We start from the raw sequence: 23198 nt of genomic DNA, 5'->3' as shown, positions 1-23198 counted from the left end.
TCTCCGCCGCAGCGAACGAAGGCCGGTACGTCCGCAGTCGACATTGTAATGAACCTGCTTCGCCGCGATGAACTTGCAAGGCGCCACGCTCCGGAGCTTTTGGCTCAGAACGGCGGACCAGCAATACCGACTGATCGCGAGGCGGGGCACTCGCCGAAAATTGTGTGGACCGGCGTCACCTATACCCTCGCATATGACCTCGCCGTCGAGCTGTTTCGCTACACGCAGAGGAAGGTTGAGGAACACGATGCGAACCGCGTTCGCGCTTGGCTTCGCGATCCAAGCCGGTCGCGGATGCCCGGTCGCTGGCCAGATCCTGAGGAAACGACCGAAGCGTTCGAGAGTCGGCGGCAGCGCATACGCGAGTGTCTAAGCGGAGACGAATTCGCCGCGGCTATAGAGAAGCAGAAGGAAGCCGCACGGAAACGTCGGGCCGCAGCCAATGCGCTCGCCGCATTTCGGCGGAAGGCCCGGCGCCTCAAACGGAGATAATGGTCACGAAATCCGTTCTGAACAACGACAGACAGTCAGCGGCATCACGGGCATGATCGGCCTCGCAAGAACGTCAGCGAGGACGGAAGAACATGAGCACCGCAGCGAAGGCGCAGAACACCGAGGCGAAAGCGAAGTGGCTGGCGGCCACCGTCGGCACTACCGACATTCCCTGGTCCGACCGGCCATTTCAGACAATGCAGAATGGATCCAAGCTGACCGGCGTGTCGATTGCGGCCCTTTACGGTGCAGCGGCTGAAGGTCGTCTCGCCTTGAAGCGTTTGCGCGGTCGGACACTGATCGAAACCGCGAGCCTCATTTCCTTCATGCAGGATGCCGAAGCCTGGACGCCTTCTGGCCGAACCCGGCAGGCTGTTGCCAAGCGCGTCGAGGAAGCCCGTTCTAGCTGGGCCAACGTCTCCTGACTTCCCGGCACCGGCGCCTGACCACTTCAAACACCCGACCCGACCCTCACGAGCATAGCGACGACGCGCACAGCCTGGAACCGGGCAGCCGTCGTCAACCGAAACAAAAACGACGCCATCGGGGGCAATCCGACGGCGCCGCAAAAATAGGCTTTTGTGATGGGTCTTTCTGCGACAGAAATTCGTCCTGCGCAAGCAGACGCCAATTCCTCTACGGGCGCGGCCGCGTGCTCGAAGCCGCTGACGGCCGTGGTTCCAGGCGCGGCACCGGGAGCTGTGACCAAAGTAGCGCTGGAAGCCATTCGCCGCGAAAAAGAGCGCCTGGTGAATGCCGGCCTGTCGAAGGATAGGGCCGATGCCGATATTCTGTGGGCGCTCGGCGCAGGGCACTCCGAGAGCAACGCCGTCTTTTCGAGGCAGGCGGCACCAACTGGAAAGCTTGCCACCTGGCTCGCGCAAGTCACGTTGTTTGACGTCGTCCCTGACGCCCCAGCGGGTGGCGATGCGTCAGTGAGCGTTTCATTCGGTGGGCACCTACGCGACAACACAGCCTCGCCGCAGACAATGACGTGGGCGCAGTTCTGCCGGATGGTCACGCGACACCAGCACGGCGAAAAAGACGGGGCGTACATCACGCCCGCGATCTTCGCCGGCTCGAGACGGGACGACGCGGACGCCGAAAGCATCGACGTGCTGGCCTTGGACTTTGATAGCGGCGCCAATCTCGAAGCCATCGTAGACGCTATTACGCGCCAGGGCTGGACGGCAGCCATCGCGTCGACCCATTCGCACCTCACGACCGAGACACGCGTTAAGAAGAGCGCGTGGGAAAGTTGGTGCGCGGAACACCCGAACGTCGGTGCCGAAGAGTTTCTCATCAGCAAGAAGGCTCGCGCGCCGGCCGCTTGCGAGGGCGCCGCGTTCGATCGTGCGGAGGGATCAGAAGTCATTCTTCGGCACCAACCGTTGCCGAAGTTCCGTGTCTTCATTCGCCTTGCACGTCCTTGGAAGGCCGCTGAATACCCCAGCCACTCTGAAGCCGAGTTGGAATGGACCCGGCTCTACCACGCTGTCGGGAACGCTATTGGGATCCCGTTCGACGTCAGTTGCTCGAACACCGGACGGCTCTTCCTCCTGCCCCGGTTCCCCGTGAGCCGGAAGCCGGTCTCTCGCGTCCTTCACGGCGCGCCGTGTGACGCACACGCTCTTGCGGGCACCCTGCCGCCGGGCGAGGCCGTGTCACGCTCCACGGCTTCTTCGCAGACCGCGTCCAGATCGCGTTGCCGCCATTGAATATGTCGATCCGCGGACAGGGGAAGTCCTGGACATCATCGAATGGTCCCGATGCTACGGCCGGCGTTTTCTTGTCGTGGAAGCCCTCCACGCGCGCCGCCCCGACGTGTTCGCAAACAGGGTCTCGGAGGTACGCCACCACATTTTGTGCCCCTTCGAGCACGAACACACTGAACCGGGCATGGACGGTGCGACCTTCGTGACCAACGCAGGTCAAGGGAAGGCCGAAGGCTTCACGATCCACTGTCGGCACGCGCACTGCGACGGCCGGGACCGGGCGGCGTTCGTCCGGCAAATGCTCGCGGATGGTTGGCTCGAAATAGCGGATCTTACGGACCCGGTCTATCTGCTGCCAGAACCGGATGCAGCCCTCTCCGCCGTGGAGCGTCTGAACCAGTCGCAGGCGGTCGTCACCGTGGGGGGAAAAACGCTGGTGCTCACAGAAGAGCGCGGGCGCGACGGGCGCATGATCGTCAATTTTGCCCGTGTGCGCGATCGCCGAGACTGGCACGCGAATGACCGCGTTGTGATCAACGAAAAATCCGCCCCCGTCTTCGACCTATGGCTGAGTAGCCCTGAGCGGCGCCAGTTCACCAATGTCGCCTTCGAACCCGGCGGCTGTCCCGCAGATAGTTACAATCTTTGGCAGGGCTTTTCGGTGCAGCCCGACCCGACCGCCCGCTGTGACCGCTTCCTCGCTCACTTACGAGACAACGTCTGCCGAGGCGACGAGGACAACTTCCGCTGGTTGCTGGGCTGGTTCGCGCAGTTGGTTCAGCAGCCTGGCGTGAAGCCCGGGGTAGCTGTCGTACTTGGCGGCGGGCGGGGCGTGGGAAAAACGATCGTCGGGCAATACGTGGGCGCCCTGTTTCCCGCCAACTACGTCACCGTCGCACAGCCCCGGCAACTGGTGGGCAATTTCAATGCGCACCTCAGCCGCGCGCTGCTGATCCAGGTCGAAGAAGCATTCTGGGCCGGCGACAAGGCTTCCGAGGGCGCCCTGAAGAACCTGGTGACCAGCGATACACGCATGGTCGAACCCAAAGGGGTGGATCCCTTCCCCGTGAAGGATTGCGCGAGGCTCCTGGTTACCTCCAATGAAGACTGGGTAGTGCCGGCGGGGCAGGACGAGCGCCGCTGGGCGGTTTTCGATGTCGGAGACGGCAACAAGCAGGACCACGATTATTTCGGTGCGCTGGCGGCCGAGATGGCGAACGGGGGATTGGCCGGTTTGCTCGCCGTCCTCCTGAGTTTCGACCTTTCTTCGGTGGACGCGCGATCACCCCCTGTCACGACGGCGTTGCTCGAGCAAAAGCTGAACTCGCTTCCATCGATGCCGAAATGGCTGCACGCTTGCCTGCGGGAGGGTGCCTTCGACGCCTCCGCGGACTGGCCTGCAGAGATCAGTTGTAGGAGACTGTACGACCTTTACCGACAAGCCACCGCCAGCGACCGCTACGCGCGACAGTTGGGCGCGGAGCAGTTCGGGAAAGCGCTGCACCAGATTTTTCCTTCCCTTTCGAAGAAGCGGCCGCACAGCACCGGCCCCCGCCCGTGGGTGTACGAGGTCCCGGATCTAGAAACTTGCCGGGCCAGCTTTGACAACTGGATCGGACAAAACGTCCGGTGGGACGCATGAGCGGGGCGCTTGCGTGGACTGTGTGGACGCCCGCGGGATGCTGGAAGCCTTGTAACACAGGGGCCGTCCAAACAGTCCAAACAGTCCAAGGTTCTAAAAAGCTGGAGATACGAGATACCGGAAGAGAAAGGGATCGTCCCCTAACGCAAGGGATAGGGCCTGAAAAGAAAATCGGCTCGATTTCCTTAGACTGTTTGGACGAAGGACATTTCCCGATGTTTTTCAAAGGGATAGAACGTCCACGCACCTTGGACCGGATTTGGACTGTTTGGACTATTTGGACTGCCGGAAAAGCTGGATCGAGAGCGCAGCAAAACGCCGGGAGGCGCGACTATGCGTAGGAGCGCGACCATGCCGCCAGCCGCGATCCTGCGCGAATGCTTCGATTACGATCCGTTCACCGGCGCGCTGACCTGGCGCGTCCGACCGGTGGCGCACTTTCAATCGCAGGCCCGCGCTGAGTGGTGGAACCGCCGGTGGGCGGGCAGAGAGGCGCAAGGTTCGCTTTGCAGCCGCTATGGTCACCGGCAGGTTACGTTCACGGTTCGCCGAACGACTTACAGGATCCTCACCAACCGGCTCGCTTGGGCGCTCGTTCACGATAGATCGCCGATCGGCGACATCACGCGGTGGGATCCGCGGACGGGATCAAGCACCCCTGACAATCTCAGGCAGTCGACACGGTCGCAGACGGCACGCGACAGCAAACGACGGAAGCCCGGCTTGAAGGGTGCCTACCGCACCAAGAACGGCAAATGGCATTCGCGTGTATGGGTTGGTGGCAAGCATCGCCATCTCGGCACCTTCCCGACAGAGCAAGCCGCGCATGACGCATGGGTGCTGGCGAACGTGAAGGTCGCCGGCCGGTTCTTCAATGCGGGCTATCTGACCGTTTTCGACTGACGCCGGCCGGGCAAGTTGCGCGGACAACGGGTATCAGGATACCGTTATAACGTATCAACTTGTGAGGATTGCACCGATGCCGTCGAAGACGGGCCGTTTCACACCCCGCGAAACGATGTTCGCCGAGCGGTTCGCGGCGACTGGCGATGCTGTCTACGCGGCAGAAAAGGCCGGCTACTCCTCTCCGCGGCAGGCCGCATCACAGAATGCGAGGATAGTGTCCCACCATGTGGTGTAGCTGACGGCGATGGCCGTGCGGTTCCGGCCAAGCCGGATTGATCAGCGTGCCACGGCTGGCAGGCTAACGAACGGATCATCGCTCAGGGGAGCGACGGATTCCAGTGTCATGTACCTGGCCCGCTGAACCGCCCACTCATCATTTTGCTCGAGCAGCAGCGCGCCGACGAGGCGCTGGATGGCCTCATCGTTGGGAAAGATGCCGACGACGTCGGTGCGCCGCTTGATCTCGCCGTTCAGCCGCTCGATCGGATTCGTGCTGTGCAATTTGGCCCGATGCTCCCTAGGGAAGGTCATGTAGGCCAGCACGTCGGGCTCGGCCTCGTCGAGGATGGCAGCGAGCTTCGGCACCTTTGGCCGGATCTGGTCGGCGACGGAGCGCCATTGCTGGCTGGCGGCCTCTGGCGTCTCTTGGGCAAAGGCGGTGGCGATGAAGGCGGAGACGACACGACGGCCGCTCTTGCCAGCATGGGCCAGGACGTTGCGCATGAAGTGCACGCGGCAGCGCTGCCATGTCGCCGTTAGCACCTTGGTGACCGCGGCTTTGATGCCCTCGTGAGCGTCGGACACGACGAGCTTCACGCCGCGAAGGCCGCGTCGGGTCAGCTTTCTCAGGAACTCGGTCCAGATCGGCTCGGCTTCCGAGGTGCCGATCTCCATGCCGAGAACCTCACGCCGGCCATCGGCGTTGACGCCGACGGCGATGATCACGGCAACCGAGACGATGCGGCCGCCGCGGCGGACCTTGAGGTAGGTGGCGTCGATCCAGAGATAGGGCCAGTCGCCTTCGATCGGCCGCTCCAGAAAGGCTTTTACCTTGCCGTCGATCTCTTCACACAGCCTCGACACCTGGCTCTTGGAGATGCCGGTCATGCCCATCGCCTTGACCAGGTCGTCGACCGAGCGCGTCGAGATGCCCTGGACATAGGCCTCTTGAATGACGGCCGTCAGGGCCTTCTCGGCCATGCGCCGCGGCTCCAGAAAGCCGGGAAAGTAGCTGCCCCTGCGCAGCTTTGGGATGCGCAACTCGACTGTGCCGGCTCTCGTCTGCCAGTCCCTGTCGCGGTAGCCATTGCGCTGGGCGAGGCGCTCGGCACTCTTCTCGCCATAGCCGGCGCCAGTCGCGGCACCGACCTCCAGTTCCATCAGCCGCTCGGCGGCAAAGCCGATCATCTCGCGCAGCAGATCGGCATCAGGGGTCTTCTCCAGAAGGCTGCGCAGGCCCATCATGTCATTGGTCATCAGGGGATCTCCGGTTGCAGTTAGGTCTCGCAACCCAAGCCTAACCGGAAACCGCTGGTGACCACCGCGCCGCCAATCTCGTCCTACAGCGCGATGAAAGGCGCGGACGAGATTGGCGACGCTATCGCCGAGCTACACCACCTATGGGGACACGACCAATGCGAGCAACCCAGCGATCGCCGCCGAGTGCCGCCGCCTCGTCGCGGACCAACTCGCAACGCAAACGTTGCCGGCCGCATCGCGCCGGCACCTCGCATTGCTGAACGACGACACGGTGACCGGGCAGGTTCTCATTCGCGGCATCGAACTCGCCTACAAATACGGGCTGGCGTCTCCCGACGGCGCCGAAGGGAAAGAATTGCACGAGATGACCGGTGACGAGCTTCAACGCGCATTGCACCGGCTGCGCCAGGAGGCAGCGGAACGGACCCGCGTCGTGATCGAGCATGTGCCGGACAGTCCGAAGCCCGCGGCAGGGGCTGGCGTTTTCGATTGAGATGGAAGGCGCGGCGCATTCGCCTGCAGCCATATTCCCGCCTGCACGGCCGACTTGATCGCCTACGCCAAGACGGATCGATCGTTGCCGGAATTCCGGCTTCGGCCAGTCTGTGCAAATTCTGCACGAACTCGATATGGGATTTCCCGCATCGACCAAGTGAACCGCTTCCAAACCGGAAGTGGTTCCGCCGCGGCGACGATCCCCGTCGAACGCTGCCGACGCCGGCGTAATCCTCTACGCGAAGACGCCCGCCATAGCCGCCGAACGACGTTCCTGAAGTTCCCGTTCCTTCCGAATGCCATCGCGGACACGGGAGACGGCCGCAGCCGTCCACCGGCCGCGCCCCGATGGCGTCGGAACGCCCTCGGCTTCGAGCGCCGCCGCGACGGTGCGGAGCGAGGCGCTTCCTTCCGGGTCCAGCCGGGCCACGATCGGCGCCAACGCCGCCGCATGGTCCTGCGCCTTCGCCGAACGGACCGCCCGTGCTCGCGCCGTATCGTCGGCAGTGCCAGCGCGCCCACGGAAACCGCCAAGCTTCTGGCCCCGCTCCTTCGCCGCCTGCAATGCTGCTTTGGTCCGCGCCGAGATCAGCCCGGCCTCAAGCTCGGCAACCGCCATCATCTGTTGAAGCATGAAACGGCCGGTCGGACCTTCTAGCTGCGGCAGATCGCAGAACCGAACGTCAACGCCTGCGTCGAGGAGCCGAGACAGAAAGCCTTGCGACCGGGCGAGCCGATCGACCTTCGCGACCACGAGCGTGGCGCGGTGCGCCTTGCAGAGGGCCAGCGCCTCGGCGAGCGCCGGCCGATCGTCCCGGCGCCCGCTCTCGGTTTCCACAAACTCGCTGATCAGCTTCCAGTCGCCGCCGTTCAGGTAGGAGGCGACCGCGGCGCGCTGGGCTTCGATGCCGAGGCCGGACTTACCCTGCCGCTGTGTCGAGACCCGAAGGTATGAAACGAAGCGCCCGTTTGCCATGTCATCCGCCTGTACCGTTCTATGCTACGTCCGTTGCACACATTGATACACTGTCCGGTGCCGTGGTCAACTGCCTCTCCACCCAAAAGGAAAGCCCCGCGCGAGGGCCGGGCTCAATTCCGCAGTCGAGGACCGATCAATCGTGGTGAAGCCCCGCAAGGTTGAATTCCTGCCACCCTGCCTCCCGCAAGTCCGCCAGGAGAGCGCCGCGCCACCCGGGCCGGTTCGCGTCCAGCAGACGGGCGTAGCGTTCCCGCATGGCTGCGTCAGAATGGATCCAGATATCCTCGGCGTCAGTGAGGCACGTTTCGATCTCCCCACGACGCCCTCGTCTTTTGGCTGTGCTCAGCGCCTTCGCGATGCACCAGTAGCATCGGGCGTCAGTTTCGCGGCTTGGCTGGTGATCGATCATAGAAGGCTCCTTGCCAGAGTAAGAGTTGCAGCCTGCGGCGGGGCGCAAGCGTCGGTCAATCCACTTGCTATCAGCCGTGAGTGCGGACGCCGCAGACACATCCCCGGCCTGCCGGGACCGCGCCACCGCCCCCCGGGGCAGTCGGAACGGCGATCTCCCGGCGTTGTCCGGCGCCCACACCAAAATTCTGCCCCAAATAACTTCGGACAATATGTCCGCCACACCTCTTATTTCGACAGAAGAAAACGGCGGAACCGCACGCTATCCCAGCGTTAAACCACAACGCTCGCGCCGTTCTATGTGCTTGTTCTGAAGCTTTCGCTGAGGTATACTTACAGCGAAACCTTGAAGGTCAAACCGTGTCGGAAATTCAGGCGCCCACCTCAGAGCACAACGACCTGGTCGGCGACGTCCGGGCGCACCTGCGACTGGCGACTGGCGAGCACCTCGCCGAGATGCTTATGGCGGCCGCAGGGAACGCAGAGGAAGGCGCGGCGCGCCACGAGCCGCACCTTGACGACGCAGACCTCGCCGACCTTATGACGGCGCTTCGCGCGGCTCAGGCCGTCGCAATGGAGGAGCTTCCCGTGACATTCACGCGGGGCGAAATTCTCCTCGGCTTTCGCGCCATCGGTGCCCTTTTACGAGCTTGGAACCAGACGGCGGCACAGCGGTCGACGTGGTCCGACATTCTGGCCGACCGCCGAGACCAGGCGCGCATCTTGAGGAACTGCCTGCACAACGTCGTCCTGTCGGAGACGATCAGTCACCGCCTTGCGGCCCGGCGGCAGGCGGTGGTCGACGGTCTCGCCGAGTTCGGCGAGCCCTTTTACCCCGAAGCGCGGGCGCCCTCCGCGCACACAGTGTTCGACTGAGGGAGCGCGAAAATTGAGCGGCACGCGTTCCTTGATCGAAGTCCTTGAAGTCATCGCCGACGGCTTCCGCCTGGCGTCGGAAGGAGGCCCGGACGCCCTGCCGACCGGAATACTGGCGCTCCGATCGATGCTCGCTGCCGCCGAGATGCCAAACCGGGACGCCATGCCTGAGCGCCTCGTTTCAGAATTGGCCGCAGCCATCGCGGCCGCTGCACCGGCTATCGCTGACGCGGCAGAGCGACGGATCGCGCCTGAAGCAGTTTATCTCGGCATGTCGGCCGCCAGCAGCTTTGCGCGGCTGTTCGGCCAAACCCCCGCCGAAGTTGCAGCAACGGCCGACCTGCCGCTCGCCGCCGACCGCATCGACCATGCGGCGATCCTGGCCGACGAGTTGGACGCCTATTTCCGCCGTCAGCGGATCGAGGCCCGCGGTGACGTACTGCGCCGATCGCTCGCCATCCGCCGCGCCCTGAACGCCGAGCCGGTCGGCACCGCCCTGCACTGAGGAGAACCACCGTGGCCATCTACAACAACCCCGCGCTCGGACGTGCCGCAGAGAGCATAGCAAACCTCTTCGCGCCGCCGTCTGGTGCCGAGGCCGCCGGCTGGGCCAACGCCAATGCGAAGAACGCCGAAGCCAAGCGCCTCGCCGATTTTTACGCCGGGGCGCCGAACATGGACGCGGCGGCATATGACCGCGCCGGCCCTGCCCTGGGACTTTGGACGCCCAATCAGGGAGTGGGCGTCACCATGCGCGGGCAGGATCTCGACAGTTCCGACGCCCGCTATGGCGTCGATGTCGGCGCCACGACTTCGCGGACGAACAACGCGGCCGACAATGCCCGCGCCCTTGCCGAGCGCCAGATGCAGGAAGCCGGCCTGCTGGAGCGCCAGTTCGCCGAGCCGGTCAAGCTCGGCCAGGGCGAGACGGCTTTCCTTCCGGAGCAGACCGCAGGCGCGACCGGGCTTGCGCCGACGCTTGCCGGGACGCCGAAGCCGCTGTCGGAAAGCGAGGCGCTGGCCGAGATCATCATGCGGCAGGACGCAGGGACACAGGATCAGTTCGTCACTGACAGGTTCGCGCCCAGCGAGACGCAGGTACAAGGTCAGGAGCGCCGCCGCCTCGCCGCCGACGGCACCCTGGACGATCAGGCGTTGCTCGACACGATCCTCGGCGAGCGGTCGCCGGTGGAGGCGATCGGGCCGGACGGCCGACCGATCTACCTGTCGCCGGGCGCCGCCATTCGGACGGGCGCCGAACCGACGCCCTCCAAGCCGTTGGTTCAGGTGAACACTGCCGAGCCCGCTGACGGCGATCTCCGCAAGAAGCTGGACGAGAGTGAGGGCAAGCGGTGGTCCGATCTCCAGGCCGCCGCCGTCACGGCTTCGGGCCTGCAACAGGACATGACGCTGTTGTCGGAACTGATCGACCAAGCGCCGCAGGGTCCGATCACCGGGCGCTTGTCGGAGTATTTCCCGGAGGCGACGACGGCCGGCGCGGCGTTCCAGTCTGTCGTGAGCCGGGCGGCGCCCGGGCTTCGCGTGGAAGGCTCCGGTTCCACCTCCGACATCGAATATGCCGGCATGATGAAATCGCTGCCGCGCCTCCGCAACCGGCCGGAAGCAAACCGGCTGATTGTCGGGATGATGCAAGCCAAGGCCGACATCAACATCCGCCGCGGCGAGATCGTGAACGCCTACCAGACGGGCGAGATCGACGCCGCCGAGGCTCGGCAGCGTCTGTCGGAAATCAATTCGCAGTCGATCGTCTCGCCCGAGTTGCGGGCCATCATGGGCGGCACCGCAGAACCCGCCGAGCCTGAGGACAATGTCGGCGAGCCGGGGGCGCCGAGGGAGGGCGACATCGCCGTTAATCCTTCCACCGGCGAGCGGCTTATCCTTCAGAACGGACAGTGGAGCCCCCTCACGTGAGTAATACGCCAGCACTCCCCCAAGGATTTGAGATTGAACGCCGGGCAGCCAAGACAGCACCGGACAAGACCCCGCGTCTGCCGGCCGGCTTCCAACTCCAGACGCCGCCCACGGCAACGCCACAGGCCGCCGAGGGTCACCACCTGCGCCGCAGCACTCTTCTGCCGCTCGCGAAGAACACCCAGACGGGCGGCGTCGAATGGGCCGCGCCGCAAGTCGCGCTCGACATCGTGGACGCGATCATGCTGCCGGGCGATGTCTACCAGGGCAACGTCGATCCCCTGTCGGATGAAGGGATGTCGCGGACGCTGAATCTCGCTGGCATCGCCACCGGTGGCGCCCTGACCACGCCCACTCGAAAGCTGATCGATGAGGCCGGTCGCGCCGTGCCGAAGGCTGTGGTGCGTGGTCTTCGCGACGATGGCATCCCGGCCGCCGACGCCGGCCGGCGCATCCGGGAACTTGGCCCTGACGGCGTGGTCGCCGATCTCGGCGCCAATCTGCGCGACAAGACGGCCGCGATCGCCACGGCGCCCGGCAAGGGCCAACGCGTCATTACCGATCGGCTCCGCGAGCGCCAGCTTGCCGCGCCCGACCGGCTGACGGGCGCGCTTGACGAGACGCTCGGCGCCGCGCCGATCCCGTCCTACGTCCAGCGCAGCATTCGCGACGATCAGCGGGCGCTCGGCCCCGCTTACGAAGATGCCCTCGCCGGTGCCCAGGCGGTCGATACGTCGGCGCTGGCCGGCGGCATCGACGCGATGGTGCCGAACCTCCGCGGCAAGGCCCAGACGGCGCTCCAGAGCGTGCGGGGCATGTTGAATGCCACCGGGACGGGCGACCTTGATCCCTCGCCTGCAACGCTGTTCCAGGTCCGCCGGGCGATCGACGGAATGCTCAAGGACGAGGCCGACAGCAATGTGAGGCGAGTGCTCGGCGACGTTCGGGCGCAGGTGGACGGACTGCTGGCCGACGCGGCGCCCGGCATCAAGCAGGTCGACGCCCGCTATTCGGAACTGGCGAGGCAAGGCGATGCGGTCGACCGTGGACAGACCGTGCTCGGCAGCGGCCGCAACGATCCACGGCCGGCCGAATTGGCCGACGAGGCAGCGGCCGGCGCGGTCCCGTCCGGCGAGATCATCGGGCCGTCCGGAGTTGCCTTCCGTCTGCGCCAGGGAGCCCGGGCCGAGATCGACCGCATCGTAGGGACGAACCTGAACGACCGTGCGGCGCTGAACAGCCTGCTGAAGGGCAACAGCGATTGGAACCGCCAGCGGCTGACGACGCTGTTTGGCGCCGAGCGCACCGATCGGCTCTATAGGATCCTGGAGAACGAGCGGGCGATGGCGGACACGGAAAATCGGGCACTTACCGGATCGAAGACTGCCTCGCTCCAGGCCGCGCAGAAGGAGATCGACGGGCCGGCGAAGCGGCCGGGCGTCGTCCGATCGGCGGCGAACCTGAGACTAGGGGATGCCAGCGCCGAACTGATCGACGCCATCTTCGGCGGGGCGATCAATCGGCAGCGTGCTGGGCGAAACCTCGCGACGGCTGACAGCCTGATGAGCCGCGGCGACTTCCGGCGGGGTACGGCCGACGTGCCGCTGAATACCGCCCTACCCTACACGCTACTTCTCGATACGATCATGGGGGATAAGTGACGACGCTCACTAATCTGACGCGAACAAGGGCCTGCTGAAATCGCCTGCGTCACCGATACGGGCAAGTCATTACCGCCGTGCTTCAATGTCTCCGATGAGGATCGCCGCATTAGCGTGGACATCCCTTACCCGGTTGGGATCGGCATCTCGCTCCGGATTGCTGAACTCTCCACCCGTCACGCTTTCCAGTAGCTCAGCCCAGAGCTCATCAGGCGCAACGTCCTTGGCACCACGCTTTGCAATGGTCTCGAGACGCCGTTCGATCTGAATCTGCATCCCGTAAATTTCGGCTTCGTTCGACCTGATCCGGTTGCGGACTTTTTGCCGTTCACCCGTACCAGCATCTGCGCCGAGCCAAGTCGGAAGGGTGTTGCCGTCTAGCGCCCACGTTTCAGCGGAGAGTTTGGCGACAGACCGGATTTGCGAGATGAGTTCGTTTATGTTGCGATCGCGTTCGTCGGACCGCTGTTTTGCTCGCGTGAGAAGCCAACTGACGATTTGGTTCAGGATAGCACCGGCGAGCCCACCGAAAAGTGCAAACCACCACGGGGCGCTCATCCCTGAACCCATCGGCACTTGAAGCCCTTTGATGCAGAGAGGCAGATAGCTAGACAGCTAGCTGCCTCGGAGCAGGCTGCATTGTCGGAGATCGCTGCCCCTCCTCCTTGATGGCTCTTTCCGCCATCAATTTATATTTATTGAACCGGGGCTTCGTTACACGGAATTCGATGGTCCGGAGCACTGTCTCAGCCGAAAATCCTTCGTCACGAACCAGCCCACCAAAAGCCTCTTCAAGGAAGCTATTAAGGTAGGCTAAGGCCACCGTGTCCAAGACGACAACAAGCGGCTCGCCCGCCGCCAGAGCCGAACGCAAGCGTTCAACTAGGAATTCCTGGCGGAACTCCTCGCCACTGAAACGGCCGTGTCTCCGGTGCCGAGGGCCCGGGAAAGGAGAGAAGTCCTTGCCGATATCGATCATAAATTTGTCGGTCATTTCCGAACCTTCAGAACCGAATTATCCACTCGACAAGCGTACCGCCGACGCTTTCGGGAAGTTGCCGAATTCTAGGGTCCTCGTTGGGTCTAAATTCGTAAAAGCCTCGTCGGCTTAAAATAGTCAATCTCCCGTCGCCACTTTCATCCACGAACCTTTTCATCATCCCGAGGCCTTTTCCGCGATGACTGAGGCCGGTCATCGAGGCGGAGTGCTCGATTGCGTGCGCGATCACTTGGGAGTCATAACTGGGATTCCTTTCGTCGAACTCAACGCCGAAAACGCGCCAGAAGTGCGATGAAAAAGTTGGAAAGAAGCGCCAGTCTTTCAAAGTGCCCGCAATCGTTGCGCCTTGATCGTAGACCGCAGCCTGCATTTGCCGCTTGGCGAAATCGATCGAGGATGACATCCACCATCGACCGACGTGGGGGTACTGGAACTGGACCTTGTCCGTATACGCAGCGTGAACGACGTTCTCCATCGCTTCACCAATAGGCCCCGCGAAATCGAACATCGAGTCCGATGTTTCGACCCCACGCTCCTGAGCGATGCGTATGAGTTTCTGAAGCTGCAGACCTACCTTCTCCTGCTGGACGTCGGTGGTATCACTGATGAACGGAAGAATTATTCGATCTGCGTTGGAATCAAATTCAGGCTCGGCCTCGATTCCGAGAAGGTGAAAAAACCCGTTATCGCGCAAAACGCCTACGACTTCCGGCCGCCACTGCTCTAGCGCGACGAGGAAGAGGGTTCCCAGCCGATCAGCATCTTCCGTCACCAAGCGTCGAGCCCTATCGTACTCCGCCGCAAGCACCAGAGCGGCTGCTGGTGTAACCTCTGTCATTGGACGAAAATCGATGAACCTATTGATCCACCGCGGGGCCCCCGTCGACTGACCGTATGGGTTCACTCGGCGACGTAAGGCTCGCAACGCCGAGGGCGATATCCGCAAAAGTCGTCGCCGCAGCGAGTTGAGAAAGCTGACCACGGCGTCAGCATTTTCGCGGATACAAAATTGTGCCGGCGTAGCCATAATCGGCGAAGGCAGCAGCACTGACTGCCGTCCGTTCGACCCGTATATCCACCCGCCGCGATTTGACCGCTTCCTCGTCGGGTCTTTCCGCTTTGCCGACTCAGAGCGAGCCCGGTGCAGATGCCAAGCCTTCCTTCGCGCCGTCATCAATTTCATGAAGTAAGTTTCTCAAGATGACAGCGTTGCGAGAAGAGACGCCTCACGGCTCACAATGCGCAACTTGGCACGCAGAGCAGAAGGCGACGCAATTGAAGGAAATGGCACGTAGTACGACCGCCTCCGCAGAATCGGTACGCACAGCATTCCTCGCCTCTCATGAGACGTCAACGCTTGAGACCGCCTTCGGACTTGCTGTGTGGGAAAGGACTGTGGGACAAGGCCCCCAGAAGTCCTGAAACAGGCACCAACTCCTTGAGAAAGAAGTGGTGTAGCGCGACACATAGTTTGCATTCGACCCGATCCAGAAGGGCAGGAGAACCGGGCTTCTGCGGAGGCTTGCGACACATAGATCGGTTCTCGCGACACAACAGGGTGCATTTTTTTGGGACCGTCAGCTGGCCCTACCTCTGAGCGAGTGGGCTTCGGTTCAGGGATACGTGCCTGGGGTTCTCGAAAGAGAGCGCCGGGCGATCTCATCGGCGCACACGAACCCGGCGCCTTCGGTTGAAATTCGAAGCGTGGTCGCGTCTTTCTGTCTCAGAAATTGGATTTGATCGCTTTTAGGAACTGCGACCTGAAAAGCTTAAGCGATCCTGTAGGCATCGTGAAATCAGACGATCGCCGCCAGCGTGACAGAGCATCCGGCCTAGCCGAAGGCTGCAGCGGACGCCAAGTCAGCCAGATAAGCCCATTCAGTGGACTCTGCGCCGCCCGCATCCATCCCTGGGCTAAGAAACGGATCGCAACATCGAGCGAATCAAAAAATTTGTTACCTTTCGCACGCATTTATCATGGGGTGCGTAGCGATGTTCAAAGACGCATGGCGAATCTACCGAGCTTGGTGGCTGTATGTGACCACAGGGAATCATCGCGCCGCTATCGCACTGGCTAGGCTTTACGTAGATTGTCCGCCTCCCTTCAAGAGCGCTCAGCGGTGCCTGAAGGCAGCCGAGGCCGCTCTGTTCTCTGGGGACCCAGAAGCCTTTTATCTGGCGGGGAAGGCTCAGACCTATCAATATGCCACTGGAGCCGCTGACGAATCCGTTTTCCATAAAGGATTAGACCGCCTCCTCACGGCATCGGAAAGAGGTAGCGGCGAAGCATCTTATCTGCTTGGAGACCTTTTCCAGAATAAGCAAACACCGGTATACGATTTGGAGATGAGTCTCCGGTCATTCAAAGTGGCTAGCGATCAGGGGAATCTGTACGCCAACGCCAAGATATCGTTTTTTATCTACAACGGAATTGTAGTTGAAAAGGATGAGCCGCTGGCAATGAGGATAATGATAGCTGATATATTAGAAAATCGCGGTAACAGGTATATTGAGCAATTAAACGCACATAATTTATACGCGCATCTCATGATAAACGACTTCAGCGCGGAAATCGTAGATTACTACAAAACGATGAATGTCTGGAACTACGTTGCCGATGCGGGGAAATGGTTTCAGTCAAACCAAAATAGCGGCAATCTTGAAATGTATAAGCGTGAGAACTTCGCGTGATTGCATACGGTATGTAGCGTGCGATTAGCCGACATGCTGGAGATCCGGTTGAGAGCGTGCGACTAGGACGATCGGAAACGATCGACCATGTCCTCTACCGCATCGACGGCGAGCGAAACGTTTGACCGTTGTGGGTAATGGAGCAGCGTATACGTCGTGTCGTATGCGCTGGCACTGACCGTGCACTCCACGCAAGATTCAGAGAGCCACACGCCGGCCCGATGGCTCACGGAATGCTTCACCCCAGGCGCCAAGTCCATAGCCGTCAGTGTCCCGGACGGGACCGCCACGGGTACGACATTTTTCGTTTTGAAGTAGAGGCCTGACCGGAATGCCGCGTCGGTGGACCTGGACGTTAAAATGTAGCCGTCACGAGACGTCACCAGGCATGACCTTGAAGAAGTGTATTCCATCCACCGGTGGCAACATGCGAGCAGCGATACCCCGTACAGCTGCGCGACCTTCGCCAGATCGTTCCAGTCTGGCTGGCTGTTCGCATCGATCCGCTCCCGAAAATGATCGAGTGGCATAAGGAGTGTCGCGGCAAACACATTGGCTTGCCGCTCGACTTCCCGGTACTCCGCACCTTGGCCAAACATGTCTTCGGTGGAGCACTCGATCCCATCGGGGAAATCAAGGCGATGCAGGAGGTAATGTCCGAATTCATGGGCGATCGTGAAGCGCTGCCTGCCCTCGGTTGTCGTGTCGTTGTAGAAAATTCCCCACCCCGATCGCCCCCGGGGCGCGGGCTTCAACATCCCCTCGAAACCTTCGATGTCTCCGCCCCTGATGGCAGTGACTGCGTCGCCCGGAAACCGTTGCGCCGAATATTCCCGAGCCAGTTTCGCGACGTCTATAGGATAGCAGTCAGCGTTGAATGCCCTGAGAACTTTGGTCAGGTCGAAAGCCCATCGTTCCGGCGTCATGGCATCTCGTCAGTCGTCCCAGAGGTCGATCATCTTCCTGATTTTGGACTTCGCGTCGTTGTCCAGTGACCGGTACTTCCTGAAGAAAGCACGATCAGTGGCATCTTCCTCCGAGACCGACGATTCGTCCACCGCCATCAGGAACTCGACAGTCGTGTCCAGCGCTTCCGCTATCCGCGCCAGCTTCTCGGCCGATGGCTTCGTCTCCGGGCGATTCTCGATTTCCCAGATATAGCTCCGGCTCGACCCACTCGCTTCCGCCAGCGCTTCCAAGGTCATCTTCTTCGCCTTCCGTAACCGCCGAACACGTTCGTTCAGAGCTTCCGGCATCGCACACCTCCAGAATCGGACATTGACCGTCCATTGCATTAAGTTCGGTATATCGGAAATTATGGGGTTGCATAGCGATAGTTGATAGCCCATATCACGTTCGGTACGCCGAATTTTATTTTATGGTTAACCGACTCTGATCGTTCTGAGGGCACCTCATTCAAGAGCACCGGAAAACCAGTCACGACGAGATGCAGGGAAGAGATCGATGCCAGCCTACTTCACCGTCTATCCCCTCGGGAACGCCGATACGAACCTGACCCGTTTTGCGAACAACGACCTCATGGTCGTTGACTACGCCGACCGGCGAGATCCGAACGATCGCTACGATAAGCGGATTGATCTGGCCGAAGCCCTCAAGGGTGAACTCGAGGACGCGGATCGCGATAGTTTCCGCGTCGCCGTTTTCACCCATCTGGATGAGGATCACGTCGACGGAGCCGGCGACTTCTTCTGGTTCGAGCATACCAGCGCCAAACAGTCATCGGACCGGGTCAAGATGGACGAGCTGTGGGTTCCGGCAGCTGCACTGACGGAGAAGAAGCTCCAGGACGATGCGCGTAGCATCTGGAAGGAGGCGCGATACCGCCTGAAGAATGGTAGGGGCATCAAGGTCTTCTCACGTCCTCAGGCACTCGCCGGTCTTCTCGCTGAGTGGGGACTCACGGTCGAGGACCGGGAGGACTGTTTCGTCGATGCCGGCCAGACGGTGCCGGGCTTCGATCTCGATGGCGACGAGCAAGCCGAGTTTTTCGTTCACAGTCCTTTCGCCTGGCGCCAGGACGACGGTCTCGTAGACCGGAACCAGAACGCAATCGTCATGCAGATGACTCTCCGGGATGGAGGGGAAGACAGCCACATCCTCCTCGGTGCCGACATCGAGCACGAAACCCTGTCGGAGATCGTCAGGACGTCACGGAAGTACGGGAACTCTGATCGCCTGGAATGGGACGTCCTCAAGCTGTTCCATCACTGCTCTTATCTCGCACTGTCCAGCGAGAAGGGCGACGATGTCACCGAGCCGGTCGAGGACGTGAAGTGGCTCTTCGAAGAGCTTGCTCGGCAGAAGGAGATCATCATTTCACCGAGCTGGCCGATTCCCGCAAAGGGCAGCGCCGAGGACGATGACAAGCAGCCCCCGCATCGCCAGGCCGCGAATTACTACAAGCGGATCATCAAGGACTCCGATGGCCAATTCATCGTGACGATGGAATCGCCCACCACCGCGAAGCCGAAGCCGACCAAGCTGAAGGTGACGTCGACGGGCGTCGCTGTTGTCTTGGCTGGCGCTCCGACGTCCTCAGGGGCCGCCACTTCTGAATCGTCTCGGGCGGGCTGAATATGTGGCGCCCAAAGAGCAGTGAAGAGGTCGACCGCACGTCGCTTAAGGCACCATTGGCGATCGCGTTCGCAAAGTACGTCGAGGAAAGTTGCGCCGACTTCGCTCAGCTGCGGGAATGTCGGCGCTATGCGAAGTCAGGTCGCGAGATTGTCTCTCTCGATTTGAAGATCGGCGTCCCGCAGCGTCCCGTTTACCCGATCCTTCCAACCGAGACGATATCGGTCGCCTTTTTCCCTGACAACGAGGGCGCGCCATGGGTCTTCGTTGCCCGGGAGGATTTCCCCGACACGCCCCATCAGAACCTGATGCCTGAAGGCGAGCCGAGCGCGCTCTGCATCGATGATCGTCCGTGGCAGGATGCCCGGGCCAATTACACCCCATCAGAACTCATGGGACGTATTGTCATCTGGTTCGACAAGGCTTGTCAGGGAGAACTGCACGGCACCGATCAGCCTTACGATCCGGTGTTTCTCTATGACAGCGCTCACGAAGTGATCGTGACATCGCAGGCCGAGCAAGCAATGGCTGACGGGGGACGACTGGATGTCTGGACGACCGATGACAGCCGCAAATATCTGATCGTGGTGCCATTCGATCGGGAACGCGACGCATCGGTGTCTACGGCCGGCCTGCAGGTTGTCTATGCCGAGGTCAGGCCCGACAAGATGTCGAGGATCAGACGAGCGCCGCAGAACCTGCGCCGGCTCGTCGAAATGCTCAAAGAACGAGATCTGGACCTCCTGCCCGCACTCCAGTCGGCCGTGGAGGATTGGTTGGCCCTTGCTCGAGAAGACAGGGACAAGGCCTGGAGCTTCTGTATTCTTCTGCATATGCCCCAGATCCACCCCCGTACGGGGGAGGTTGGCAGCACAAACCTCTCGGCCTTCTTGTGTGGCAGCAGTGGTGGTGAAATTGGCCAGGCGCTTGGAATTCTGGCGGCCAATGACAGCGATCAAGCGGGCGAAGTGCAGTATGTGCGTCTCTTCACGGCGAAACCGCAGGCGGCGGGACTGGAGACGATCGGAGTCTCGGTGGCTCCCGTTCACCTTCAGCTGAATGCGGCGAGAGCCACGATCATGTCGGGGCGAGAGGTGACGGTTACCCGCCGCGTCGCCATGATCGGAGCCGGATCGCTTGGCTCCAGCCTCGCCGAGATGCTTGTCCGCGAGGGACAGTTCCAGTGGACGATCATCGACGACGATTTCTTTCTCCCGCACAACGTCAGCAGGCACACCCTGATTGCTGACGATCTCGGCCGCTCCAAAGTCAGCCGACTTGCCAGCCGTCTTCATTCGATCCGTGGCGATGCCGATCTCATCCCAATCCACGAGAACGTTCTTCGGGGCGGACCTGACGGAAAGGCGGCCGGGGCGCTGGACAGTGCGGACCTGATCGTTGACGCCTCCGCCTCCGTGACGGTTTCGCGCTGGCTCGTGGACCGCCCTAGCACGCCGCGGGTTCTCAGTACCTTCTTCACGCCGGCGGGACGATCGGCAGTTCTGATGTGTGAATCTGCGGACAGGAAGGTGACACTCAGGGATGTCGAGGCCGTGTATCTGCGGGAAGTGCTGACCAATCCGAGTCTGCACGACCACCACCAGTCCGGACAGCAGATGCGCTTTACCGGCGCATGCCGTGCCCTGACCAATCGTATTCCGACATCCTCCGTCGCCGTGCTGAGTGGCTTGATCGCAGGGTCTGTGCCGGAAGCCTCGACCGCCGAAGACCCCGCTTTGAAAATCTGGACGATGCGGGACGACGGCGCGATCGACTGCCTCCCAGTTCCTGTCGCGACCGTTCGCGCAGAAGCCGCAGACTGGACCGTCTTGTTCGTTCACTCCCTGCTCGATGAACTCGTCGGAGAACGGAAGATCGCATTGCCGAACGAGACCGGCGGTTCGCTGATGGGCATGATCGATTACGAGGCGCGCATCATTTCGGTCGTACATGCGCTACCAGCGCCGAAAGACAGCGTGGGAACGCCGACCAGTTTCGAGCGAGGGAAGCGAGGTCTTCGTCGGCGGATTGACGACGCCCAGACTCGCTCCGGGGGTCAGGTCCGATACATCGGCGAGTGGCACTCGCACCCGGCCGGGCACTCGGCAGCGCCGAGTTCGGTGGACATGAAGCAGATCGAGGATTTGTCGGTCGCTCTGGAGATCGACGGCCTGCCTGCCGTCTCCCTGATTATTGGCGAGACTGATATCGGCTTCCTCATTCGAGAAGCTCATCATGGATGATGCGACGAGGAGCGTCTCACCGAGGATCGGTCTTGCCCTTTCAGGCGGTGGTATCCGTGCCGCCGTCTTCCATCTCGGGGTTCTTCGGCAGCTAGCCGAAGGCGATCTCCTGGAAGACGTGACTCAGATATCGACGGTGTCTGGAGGGAGTCTCGTGAGCGGCGCGATTTTCGCGCATGCGGGCGGGCGATGGCCCTCATCCGCCGATTTCCTGGGTAAGGTCTATCCTTCGATCAGGGAGATGCTGACGACGACAGACCTGTTCAGCCTCAAGGCTTTGGGTGTCAGAGGTGTTCTGCGCGAGAATGTCCACCTCGTTTCCGGAAGAGCTGGGATTCTCTCGCGCCTGCTCCACCAACGCTGGCGGATTCGGATGAAGATCTCAGATCTGCCGAAGTCGCCTCTCTGGCACATCAATACGACCTGTATCGAGACGGGCAAGAACTGGCGGTTCAGCCAGGAAGCGATGGGCGACTGGCAGTTTGGTCGTCGTTATTCCCCGGATGTGACGGTCGCCGACGCTATCGCCGCTTCTGCGGCCGTGCCGTACGTGATTGGCGCAATGCCACTGACGATTTCCCCGCAGGGATGGTGGCAGACGGATCCGGCGACGAAAGAGCCCATCCAGAAGGTCAAGCCAAGATATCGAAAAGTCCATTTATGGGACGGCGGCGCCTACGAAAACATGGCTCTCGAAGCCCTCTATAAGCCCGTCGAAGGACTGCAAAACTGTGATGCTTTGATCTGCAGTGACGCGTCCGGGCCTCTCGGTGAGCCGGAAACGGTTGCCAAGTCGCTGCTCGCGGGACGGTTGGCCTCGCCCCGCCTCTTTGACATTGCGAGCGACCAGATCCGTGCGCTGCGCTCTCGCGTGCTGATGAAGTCCATCGAAAGCAACGAAATCGAGGGCTATCTACTCCGGATCGGCGTCCCGGCGCGCAAATTCGGCCTCAGATCGCCCGAGACGGATGACTACCTCACCGACGCTGCCTGCGACTTGTGCCTCACCTATCCCACGACGCTGACGCAGATCGAGACTGACGACTTCGATCGCATAGCGCGCCATGGGTCCGAGGCGGTGCATCTGACAATAGGCACCCATTCGACAAACCCATACCTGAAATCGAGAGCAGTGCGGCGGCCTGGGCAAAACGGCGGGGAGACTTGATGACAATTCAAATCGATATCCACGATGTCGGCCATGGCGCATGCGCTGTCATCACCTGCGCCGACGGCTACCGGGTCATGATTGATTGCGGGAGGAACGAAAGATGGTCACCGTCGGACCATTACCCATGGAATTCCATCGGCGCACTCGCAATCAGCAATCTCGATGAAGACCATGTTGCCGACTTCGACAACATGGCTAGCGTTGTCGAGCCCGGACTGATCATCGCGAATCCATCGGTGGATTCTCGCACGCTTCAAGCCATCAAGTTCAGAAACGGTGGGATGGGCCGCGGGATCACGGCTTTCAATCAGATGCTTGTGCACCTGCAACCAGGCACATGGACCCATCGCGATCTCTATCGTAGCTGGCCTATTTTCCTCCGCTGGTATGTCGGCTGGAACAATCCTGCCGTTTTCCCCACCAGCACGAACAATCTCAGCTTGTTGAATATCTTCACCCACGGCCGATTCCGCATCGTTTTTGGGGGCGACCTCGAAACCGCCGGCTGGAGGAACCTTCTGGCAAATCCGGACATCGCAGCGGAACTGAGCAACTCGAGCATCCTGATCGCCTCGCATCATGGTCGAGAGAACGGGCAGAGCGACGAGGCGATGAGGATCATGGCGCCCGACGCGGTCGTTTTCTCGGACTCGGCAATCCAACACGGCACTCAGGAGAGCGCGGATGATTGGTACCGCTCCAGAGTTCCTGGGATTCAAGCTCTTCAGCCCTTCGGGCTGCCGCCTGATCGCCGTCATGTTTTCACCACCCGTCGTGACGGGAGCATGCGAATCATAGCTGACGAAGACGGAAGCTACAGCCTCACGACCAAGTCGGCCCAATTCCGCCGGCTACCGGGTGTGATCGATGTCGATCTGCGGCGATTCCTGACGGCGAGATCTGGCTAGCAATT

At 61.6% G+C, this 23198-nt stretch carries 22 protein-coding genes; 14 read left to right on the top strand and 8 right to left on the bottom strand.

What is annotated here, in order from left to right; all coding sequences use genetic code 11:
* Nucleotides 1-584: 584 nt before the first annotated feature.
* From SI859A1_RS05235 to SI859A1_RS21330, 4 genes are all read left to right on the top strand, one after another.
* Complete coding sequence (locus tag SI859A1_RS05235) at nucleotides 585-917, top strand: hypothetical protein (RefSeq protein WP_040325333.1); 333 nt, start codon at nucleotides 585-587, stop codon at nucleotides 915-917.
* A 159-nt stretch (nucleotides 918-1076) separates the two neighbouring features.
* Nucleotides 1077-2210 (top strand): hypothetical protein, encoded by a 1134-nt coding sequence (locus SI859A1_RS05230; protein ID WP_148233745.1) that lies wholly within the window; start codon nucleotides 1077-1079, stop codon nucleotides 2208-2210.
* A 181-nt stretch (nucleotides 2211-2391) separates the two neighbouring features.
* The gene (locus SI859A1_RS05225; protein ID WP_050767442.1) at nucleotides 2392-3849 is read left to right on the top strand and encodes a primase-helicase family protein; all 1458 of its coding nucleotides are present in this window, start codon (nucleotides 2392-2394) and stop codon (nucleotides 3847-3849) included.
* Nucleotides 3850-4200: 351 nt separating this feature from the next.
* A complete protein-coding gene (locus SI859A1_RS21330) occupies nucleotides 4201-4752 on the top strand; it encodes a hypothetical protein (RefSeq protein WP_148233744.1) in 552 nt (183 codons plus the stop codon).
* Between the two features lie 279 nt (nucleotides 4753-5031).
* Here the strand turns inward: SI859A1_RS21330 and SI859A1_RS05215 are convergent, their stop codons facing one another.
* On the bottom strand, nucleotides 5032-6231 hold the full coding sequence (locus SI859A1_RS05215) for an IS256 family transposase (RefSeq protein ID WP_009207891.1): 1200 nt from the start codon (nucleotides 6229-6231) through the stop codon (nucleotides 5032-5034).
* Nucleotides 6232-6343: 112 nt separating this feature from the next.
* Here SI859A1_RS05215 and SI859A1_RS05210 point away from each other — a divergent pair, with 112 nt between their 5' ends.
* Nucleotides 6344-6727, top strand: a complete 384-nt coding sequence (locus tag SI859A1_RS05210; RefSeq protein ID WP_009208798.1) for a hypothetical protein — start codon at nucleotides 6344-6346, stop codon at nucleotides 6725-6727.
* 237 nt (nucleotides 6728-6964) lie between these two features.
* Here SI859A1_RS05210 and SI859A1_RS05205 read toward each other — a convergent pair whose 3' ends face one another.
* Both SI859A1_RS05205 and SI859A1_RS05200 read right to left on the bottom strand, forming a co-directional pair.
* Nucleotides 6965-7705 carry a recombinase family protein gene (locus SI859A1_RS05205; RefSeq protein WP_009208797.1) on the bottom strand — a complete coding sequence of 247 codons (741 nt, stop codon included), beginning with the start codon at nucleotides 7703-7705 and terminating at the stop codon, nucleotides 6965-6967.
* Nucleotides 7706-7841: 136 nt separating this feature from the next.
* Nucleotides 7842-8117, bottom strand: coding sequence for a hypothetical protein (locus SI859A1_RS05200; protein ID WP_040325329.1), 276 nt, complete (start codon nucleotides 8115-8117; stop codon nucleotides 7842-7844).
* A gap of 359 nt (nucleotides 8118-8476) precedes the next feature.
* Here SI859A1_RS05200 and SI859A1_RS05195 point away from each other — a divergent pair, with 359 nt between their 5' ends.
* The 4 genes from SI859A1_RS05195 to SI859A1_RS20185 are packed head-to-tail and all read left to right on the top strand — an operon-like array spanning nucleotide 8477 to nucleotide 12585.
* On the top strand, nucleotides 8477-8992 hold the full coding sequence (locus tag SI859A1_RS05195) for a hypothetical protein (RefSeq protein WP_009208795.1): 516 nt from the start codon (nucleotides 8477-8479) through the stop codon (nucleotides 8990-8992).
* A gap of 13 nt (nucleotides 8993-9005) precedes the next feature.
* Nucleotides 9006-9497 carry a hypothetical protein gene (locus tag SI859A1_RS05190; protein WP_148233742.1) on the top strand — a complete coding sequence of 164 codons (492 nt, stop codon included), beginning with the start codon at nucleotides 9006-9008 and terminating at the stop codon, nucleotides 9495-9497.
* Between the two features lie 11 nt (nucleotides 9498-9508).
* A complete protein-coding gene (locus SI859A1_RS05185; protein WP_040325325.1) occupies nucleotides 9509-10924 on the top strand; it encodes a hypothetical protein in 1416 nt (471 codons plus the stop codon).
* The gene (locus SI859A1_RS20185) at nucleotides 10921-12585 is read left to right on the top strand and encodes a hypothetical protein (RefSeq protein WP_050767440.1); all 1665 of its coding nucleotides are present in this window, start codon (nucleotides 10921-10923) and stop codon (nucleotides 12583-12585) included. The genes SI859A1_RS05185 and SI859A1_RS20185 overlap by 4 nt, the downstream gene beginning before the upstream one ends.
* Nucleotides 12586-12654: 69 nt before the next feature.
* On the opposite strand, the gene SI859A1_RS05175 is transcribed toward SI859A1_RS20185, so the two are convergent.
* Genes SI859A1_RS05175 through SI859A1_RS05165 form a run of 3 tightly spaced genes read right to left on the bottom strand, consistent with a single transcriptional unit; the run spans nucleotide 12655 to nucleotide 14633 of the window.
* Complete coding sequence (locus tag SI859A1_RS05175; RefSeq protein WP_040325323.1) at nucleotides 12655-13143, bottom strand: hypothetical protein; 489 nt, start codon at nucleotides 13141-13143, stop codon at nucleotides 12655-12657.
* 49 nt (nucleotides 13144-13192) lie between these two features.
* Complete coding sequence (locus tag SI859A1_RS20180) at nucleotides 13193-13579, bottom strand: DUF4325 domain-containing protein (RefSeq protein ID WP_050767439.1); 387 nt, start codon at nucleotides 13577-13579, stop codon at nucleotides 13193-13195.
* Nucleotides 13580-13589: 10 nt separating this feature from the next.
* A complete protein-coding gene (locus SI859A1_RS05165) occupies nucleotides 13590-14633 on the bottom strand; it encodes a hypothetical protein (protein ID WP_148233741.1) in 1044 nt (347 codons plus the stop codon).
* A gap of 944 nt (nucleotides 14634-15577) precedes the next feature.
* On the opposite strand from SI859A1_RS05165, the gene SI859A1_RS21325 reads away from it, so the two are divergent.
* Nucleotides 15578-16276 (top strand): SEL1-like repeat protein, encoded by a 699-nt coding sequence (locus tag SI859A1_RS21325; RefSeq protein WP_148233740.1) that lies wholly within the window; start codon nucleotides 15578-15580, stop codon nucleotides 16274-16276.
* A 62-nt stretch (nucleotides 16277-16338) separates the two neighbouring features.
* Here the strand turns inward: SI859A1_RS21325 and SI859A1_RS05155 are convergent, their stop codons facing one another.
* Nucleotides 16339-17202 carry an ImmA/IrrE family metallo-endopeptidase gene (locus tag SI859A1_RS05155; RefSeq protein WP_009208789.1) on the bottom strand — a complete coding sequence of 288 codons (864 nt, stop codon included), beginning with the start codon at nucleotides 17200-17202 and terminating at the stop codon, nucleotides 16339-16341.
* A 9-nt stretch (nucleotides 17203-17211) separates the two neighbouring features.
* Nucleotides 17212-17532: a helix-turn-helix domain-containing protein gene (locus SI859A1_RS05150; protein WP_040325318.1), complete on the bottom strand. Its 321-nt coding sequence runs from the start codon at nucleotides 17530-17532 to the stop codon at nucleotides 17212-17214.
* Nucleotides 17533-17740: 208 nt separating this feature from the next.
* On the opposite strand from SI859A1_RS05150, the gene SI859A1_RS05145 reads away from it, so the two are divergent.
* The 4 genes from SI859A1_RS05145 to SI859A1_RS05130 are packed head-to-tail and all read left to right on the top strand — an operon-like array spanning nucleotide 17741 to nucleotide 23193.
* Entirely contained in the window at nucleotides 17741-18871 is a 1131-nt protein-coding gene (locus SI859A1_RS05145) for an anti-phage 6A-MBL system MBL-fold protein (protein WP_009208787.1), read from the top strand.
* A 56-nt stretch (nucleotides 18872-18927) separates the two neighbouring features.
* Nucleotides 18928-21114, top strand: coding sequence for an anti-phage 6A-MBL system cap2_3 protein (locus SI859A1_RS05140; RefSeq protein WP_244400909.1), 2187 nt, complete (start codon nucleotides 18928-18930; stop codon nucleotides 21112-21114).
* Complete coding sequence (locus tag SI859A1_RS05135; protein ID WP_009208785.1) at nucleotides 21107-22282, top strand: patatin-like phospholipase family protein; 1176 nt, start codon at nucleotides 21107-21109, stop codon at nucleotides 22280-22282. The genes SI859A1_RS05140 and SI859A1_RS05135 overlap by 8 nt, the downstream gene beginning before the upstream one ends.
* Entirely contained in the window at nucleotides 22282-23193 is a 912-nt protein-coding gene (locus tag SI859A1_RS05130) for a ComEC/Rec2 family competence protein (RefSeq protein WP_040325316.1), read from the top strand. The genes SI859A1_RS05135 and SI859A1_RS05130 overlap by 1 nt, the downstream gene beginning before the upstream one ends.
* Nucleotides 23194-23198: the final 5 nt, after the last annotated feature.

Origin of the sequence: Aurantimonas manganoxydans SI85-9A1 (assembly GCF_000153465.1) — a bacterium.
In the GTDB taxonomy this organism is placed as follows: domain Bacteria; phylum Pseudomonadota; class Alphaproteobacteria; order Rhizobiales; family Rhizobiaceae; genus Aurantimonas; species Aurantimonas manganoxydans.
This window is presented reverse-complemented; position numbering and strand designations above follow the sequence as displayed.